The following is a 6,545-nucleotide window of genomic DNA, read 5'->3' on the forward strand; positions in this document are numbered from 1 at the left end:
TGCGGACTTTGCGGATGCCGTTTTCGGAGGCCTTTAAATATTCGGTGTTTCCGTTTCCGGAATAGATCAATGCCGGAATATACACCAGCGAACCGTATCCGGCCGTATGCTCGCTGTTATAAATCAACTCGTCTTCCAGCAGCGATTTGTAGGACATATGGGTGTAATCGTGGGCGCAGGCAAACCGTTGATAATCCACACAGAAATCGAGCAGACGCTTGTCGCCGGTCTTGTGGTAGCAATACATCATCGGTACAGAGATAAACGACCCCACATAAAAGGTCTTATGATCCCCCGCCCATTTGTCGCAGAACCATAACATACACTGATACGCCGCGTCAAAGACCTCCTGCCGGCCGGTCGCCTCGTAAAAATAGAGCAGGGCGCGCATGCCGCAGGCCGTTCCCCACGCATTAAAGTCCTCGTAGATTTTGGCGTCCAGCTCGTAATAAGTGCCGAGATACCCGTCCGGTTGGCGGTGTGCCAACACACCGTTTACCCATTTTTCCGCTTTAGCTTTTAGTTCACTGTCGTTCAGTGTAAAGGCGAGCAGAATCAATCCCGTCCAGTAGTTGCCAGATATTTCAGCGCCCCACCCGGATTGGTCGCCGTTGCCCCAGCGCTTGACATAGGATTTGTTGATATACGGATCGGCGATCATACCGGGTTCTATCTCGTCCAGATGCCCACCCATTCCGTTTTTGCTGCGCTCCAGCTGCTCCCGCAAAAATCCTTCGGCGGTAATGCTCCCGAGCGGCAGTGCGAATAATTTTCCATAATACATTTTAGATATCCTCTGTTTCTATAATAATTCCAAAGCATTTTTATTTATTTTTTACACAATGCAGGCGAACATCGTTTATGTTGCAACAGCATCTGTCACCGTCAGAACGCCCGAGCTTCAGTTACCCGTGTTAATTACATCCGTCTGTACGAACAACCTCTCTGAATAATAACATTTGACTTACTATGAATCAATGCTTTTAATAATATAAAATCGTTTAAATGCGAAATCCGAAAAAAAATATAACTGTGCGGTTGTCTGATTCCCGTTGCGCCGGAATGCTTTCGATGTTATAATTTTTCGGAACGGAGGTGTTCTATTTGAACTTTAAGTATATTTCCACCTGGCAGCGCGGCTTCACGGCAAAAAAGGTTCTGCATCCGCCGTTTTGCGAACGTCTGATCACACTCTGGCCTGACGCAAAGGTCGTGATCGGCACCATCTACGGCGTCGGGGAAGAGCAGCCCGAGTCCTGCGGATTCCGCGTTCTGCGCGGCGACCCGCCCACGGCTTTCCCGCGGGAAGAGACCCAACAAAGCGCCCGTGCCGACGGAATCCCGGTCCATTCGATTTTACGGCGCACCAATCGATGCTTTTTCGAGATGGAGTGCTTTTGCGATATCAAGCGCATCCCGACTGTTTTTGTCAAAATCACAATGGACAACCAATCCGCTTACGAAGCCGACGAGCACATGACGATTTTGCAGCGCAAGGGCAAAGAGACCACGTTGACCGGTTCCGACGATGACGGCTACAGCCCTTATCTCTCCGACTGCGCGCCGTGGTTGTTTATGACGAGTCACGCGGTTTTCAAAGACGGCGTTTTGACTGAGGGTGAATATCGTTTCAGTACGAACGGAAAAGAAACGGTCAATGTCGGTAATGGTATGATCCGGTTCGATTTTAAAGTGCCGCCCAAGGAAAAGCGCGAGTTTTATTTTGCGTTCGGCGAAAATGCGCCTGTGGAATTTGATTACGATGCTGAGCATGAAAAGACCGAGCACTACTGGAGAGATGAACTTTCGGCCATCAAAACCGTTCCGGCAACCGACGGCGCCGAAACGTGCGCTGCCTACACCAATTTCGTCGCGCAGCTGCTTCAGTTTTATTGCATCCCCAAGGGGCATGATTATGTTTTGCCCCGTCAGGGAAGCATGCAGCGCCTGATCTGGCCATCCGAGGAGATGCCGGTAATCATTGCGCTTTCCAAAGCGGGCGATTTTTCCAAGTATCTTCGTCCGGTCATGGACACCTATTTCGGCGTCTTACAGCAGGAGAGCGGACAGATCGTCAATTTCGGCGTGCCTTGGGCATCTGTGACGAGCTGTTGCCTGTACGGTTTTGCTATTTATACCCTTGATAACAACGACCGTGAATACTTTGAAAAATACCGCAAGAACGCCTTAAAAGCGGTCGAGTGGATCGAGCAGACCCGCAGGACCACTTATGATAACCCCAACTTGTTCGGCGGCTTGTTCCCGCCCATGCGCTCCTGCGACTACGAGCAGCCGGGCGCGCAGTGCTGGGGTCAGACCGATGTCTACAATCTCGACAGCTACCGCGCTCTGATCGCGGCGTTCAAGCATTTTTACGCGGAAGGTTTGGAACAACTCGAACAGGCCAACGAATCTTACCGCGCCGTGATGAAGGCGATTGTCGACAATCTCTGCGCCAAACACACCGGAAACTTCACTTTACCGGTCGATCCGTACGATGATCCCGCTCGTGAAGCGGAATTTGCAAAGGGCATCGCACCGCGCCGCGAGGGCGTCACGCCGATGATTTTAAACCTCGATCTGATCGACGAGACTACCAACATCCCCGAACGGCTTGAAAACGGCTGCCGCGAACTCGGCGTATTCGGGCCCGGTTTGACATGGCTGATGGCCGACCGCGGAGTGTTCCGCGATGGGCATAAAGTTTGGTACGGCTCCTGGACGGATTTGGAGTGGTTTAAGTATTACTCACGCAGCGGACAACGTGAGAAGATGAAAGCAATTTTAGACGCGCAGCTCAAATACATCATGACCCCGGAATATTACCTGATGGAGCGTTATGACGAGACCAACCCGTTCTATACGCCCTGGCTTCCGAATGCCAGCGCAAACGGCAGAACGATGCTGATGATGCTCGATTACTACGGTACGAAAAAAGCATAGAGAGCAAAAAAGGCGGCGCCTTTCGCGCCACCTTCATTTTCAGTCAAGCTTTTAATAGATCTGCAAGCCGGTTTTGTTGATCAAAGCGTTTGCCTGGTCGAGCAAAGGCTGAGCACCGCATTCACGCATAGCGGCGCGATATGTTTCCAAAACCTCTTTTACCGATCGGCTGCTGTCTGTAATGGCATCCGCAAAACAGGTGTTTGTCGCCGCATTGATATTTTGCATCAGATCTCTCGAGTAATAACGGCAAAGCCGTATCGCATATTGATTGATGACAGGCACCGCAACTGCGGTTTTGTTTTGAATCGCATCCGTACGTAATTTATTAAGAGCAACTCCGACGTTATATTGGAAGGTTGAATTACCCAACTGCGGGTCATAGCCGCTGTATTCGTCGCCCATGTTCAGTCCCTCGATCCTGCCGAGAAGATTCGGCAGTTTGGGATAAGTTCCGTCTTCGGTGAGGTTTATGGAGATCGTTCCGTCGGAATTGATCGTATAATTTTTATCGGAACCGTACCGCGTCTCGTAGTAGTTATATTTCGACCCAAAGAACAAATCCAACAGGAAATTGACGCATTTTTGCGGTTCGGGAGTATTGGCGGCAAGCACATAACCCGCAAAGGAGACGTCCAGAACCTGCGGGCAGACAGCTCCGTTCCGTGATAAACCCGTCACACAGTCATACTTATTCAAAGCGCCGTAATATGCTAAGCTTGTCGTATAACTTCCTAAATAAGCGGTGCTGTATCCATCCTGTTTATAAAGAGCGGTTCTGTATGCATTGACGTTATCACCGGTGAATTCCATATCCAAAACGCCTTTGGTGTAAAGATCGCGCAGATAACTGAGCGCTTCTTCCGCATCCGGTTTCAAAAAGCCGTCTGTGATGCAGTCCTCGACAGGGTCATAACTGATCAATCCGTAGCCGGAGGTGTAAATCCCGTAAGCGCGCAGAATGTCCGCCGCGCAATAGTAAGGATAACTGCACATCGGATCGGTAATCGTATTTTTCGAGACACCGTTTTTTTGAAGCGCTGCGGCTTTTTGTGTGAATATCGAAAAATCTTCCACTGTTTCCGGCGCTTCCATTCCGACTGACGAGAGGATGTCGGGGTCATAAGCGCGGACTTGGGGGCTTACGGTCATATAGGCGCAGGGAATCGCCCAGACATGGCCGTCGACCGTAAAAGCGTCACGGACCGCCTGCGGGAGTGATTTCCAGACAGGGTTGTTTTCGAGGTAGCCTTCCAGCGGTTGAATCGTTCGCGGATCTGCATACATTTCGACTAAATTCGCATTGCTCATATAGACAAATCCGGTGACCACATCGGCAGTTCTCGAACCGCTCAGCAGTGACCGAATTATTCCGTTTGCGTCGTTTGCGTTGGTTGTGACATTCAGATCAACGTCATAGCGAATCGAAATATTATCAATCCATTTGTCTCCGTTTTCCGCGTCGTAAACATCGTTGCGGTTGTAATTGCTGGGATAAAAGAATCCGGGGTATGCGATATCCACAGATTTCGGATAGTCACCCATTGTCGATTTCGGAATGGCAGGGCCGGAGGTCAGGGCCTTGGCGCATCCGCTCGTGAAGACTGCTGAAACTGCGATGAAAGCCGATAAAACAATACCGAGGACTTTGGAAAACAATGATCTCATCACCCGGAACCTGCCTTTCATTTCTGACATGAAAACTACGATTGCGCCCCATTCTATCACCCTATGGAGGCTATGTCAATATCTTCAAATCGCAGTGTAATGAATATTCCGTATGCATAATGGCAAAGCGGGCGTTATTAAATGCCCGCTTTGCCATTGTAAGGGTGTTGGGTTGAGCAATAAGTTGGCTGTCAATTCGGATCATCCGTAATAGTACGCGGTTTTCTTGCCGATGGCGGCGTTCATCTCGTCAAGTATGGTGTTTCCACCCAATTCGAACATTGCTTTTTTGTACTCATCCACAACCTGTTGAACCGTTTTATCTTTACTAATAATTGCGTCTTGAAAAAAGTTTGTATGCTTTCTGTAAGCAGAGTTGGTAGTTATATCATAGGTTGACCAGATGATGTTTTGGTATAATAACGGAATTTCGATAACTGACTTGTTATTTATCGCATCATATTGAAGTTTCATATATGCGTTGTACTTGCCGACATCGGTATTTCGATCCATAGTGACAACACCGTTTTGACTGTAATAGATATTTGCATTCGAATAGGGGAAGAGTTCCGGCAGTCCGCCCGTCAAATTCGGCATGCTGGGATATACATCATTGCCCTTGGTATCCTGAGTTGTTTTTATTATAATCGTTCCGTCTTTGTTCAGGGTGTAATTGTCCGAGGAACCCAACCAGCAATCGAGATAGCTTTGTTGTGAGCCGAACAGCATATCAATAAAAAAATCGATGGTCTCTTGTGGCTGCGGGGTGTTTTGGGTCATGGCAAAGCCACTTGCCATAGTACTTGCAATTTGGGGATAAGCGGGATTCAAGTTAAATAATGTGGTACAGTTTTCATTTTTTAAAATATAGGAAAAATAAGAATCACTATAATTATGGTATTGACTATATCCGGAAGCAACCAGGTCGTAGTTCGAATATCCGATATCGAAACTGAGACGGATCGAACCGGTCTTGTAGAGTTCTCTCAAATATTCCAATGCATCAACGGCAGTATCTTTGGTCATGAAGTCCACAATGCAGTCCTCTTTAGGGTCATAGGAAAACGGAGTGGACTGATAAATTCCGGGGTAAAGTCCGAAAGCGTTAAGAATATCGTTCGTTTCTTTCAAACTGACACCGCCAATGGCGGGGTTTCCTGTTGTTTGTGTATAAGCCAAGGCGAAATTACGAAACGAATCGAGATCAGTCACAGTGCTTCCGGTACTTTGTAATGCCTCGTTTTTTATATCACGGCCGCTCAGTATCTGTGAAGCAGAGGTCGGGATCGCATAGATGTGACCGTCAACTTCAAATATGGATTTAAAATCATCGGGCAGGGCATTCCAGACCGGATTGTTGTCAAGATAGTCCTCCAAAGGCACAAACGTTTCATATTGTATATACGTTTTTAATTCTCGTATATTACTGATTGAAGACAGACCAATAAAATTCGTATTGCCATTCTCATCAATCATTTGCTTTGAAGAAGAGCCGATGCTTTGTGAAACCTTGTTATCAATCGATGCAGAAGAGTCGTTATTCGCATCCTTGTAATCCGAAATGATGTTAAGCTTAACACCGTATTTCTCAAACATCATATCCAGCCATTGTTGCTTGATCTGATCGTCTTTTGGCGCACCGATGTTATTGAAAAATTCGGGAGCGTAGATATTGACGGCATCGGGATAGTCTTTTTTCGCCGTTTCGCATGCGCCGATTAAAATTCCGGAAGCGGCGATGGCACCAATCAACACAAAACTTAAGATTTTGTTCCAAATTCCCTTTTTGGTGTAAGTCATAATCGCACCCAACCTTTCTTTCAGAGTCCGTTTCTCCTCACAGAGGGTTGTCGCGATAACCCCTGCGGGATAACGGTGGGCTGCGGCGAGATTGATCAGCGTCTCGCCGTAGGTCTGTTTTTCTTTTGCTTCTA

At 47.9% G+C, this 6,545-nt stretch carries 4 protein-coding genes; 1 reads left to right on the plus strand and 3 read right to left on the minus strand.

Annotated features, from left to right (window positions below):
* Positions 1 to 784 (minus strand): glycoside hydrolase family 127 protein (locus tag PKH29_12250; protein ID HNX15610.1); only part of this gene is annotated, 784 nt, incomplete at its 3' end.
* A 320-nt stretch (positions 785 to 1,104) separates the two neighbouring features.
* On the opposite strand from PKH29_12250, the gene PKH29_12255 reads away from it, so the two are divergent.
* Positions 1,105 to 2,943 carry a hypothetical protein gene (locus PKH29_12255; GenBank protein HNX15611.1) on the plus strand — a complete coding sequence of 613 codons (1,839 nt, stop codon included), beginning with the start codon at positions 1,105 to 1,107 and terminating at the stop codon, positions 2,941 to 2,943.
* A gap of 51 nt (positions 2,944 to 2,994) precedes the next feature.
* Here the strand turns inward: PKH29_12255 and PKH29_12260 are convergent, their stop codons facing one another.
* Both PKH29_12260 and PKH29_12265 read right to left on the minus strand, forming a co-directional pair.
* Positions 2,995 to 4,611, minus strand: a complete 1,617-nt coding sequence (locus tag PKH29_12260; GenBank protein HNX15612.1) for an extracellular solute-binding protein — start codon at positions 4,609 to 4,611, stop codon at positions 2,995 to 2,997.
* 201 nt (positions 4,612 to 4,812) lie between these two features.
* Positions 4,813 to 6,545, minus strand: a 1,733-nt coding sequence (locus tag PKH29_12265) for a hypothetical protein (protein HNX15613.1), incomplete at its 5' end; no start/stop codon positions are given.

The organism is Oscillospiraceae bacterium (assembly GCA_035353335.1).
Lineage (GTDB): Bacteria > Bacillota > Clostridia > Oscillospirales > JAKOTC01 > DAOPZJ01.

Bases quoted from the DNA above. Each gene is read 5' to 3' on its own strand.
- PKH29_12260 (HNX15612.1), bottom strand. From the start codon at position 4,611: ATGAGATCATTGTTTTCCAAAGTCCTCGGTATTGTTTTATCGGCTTTC.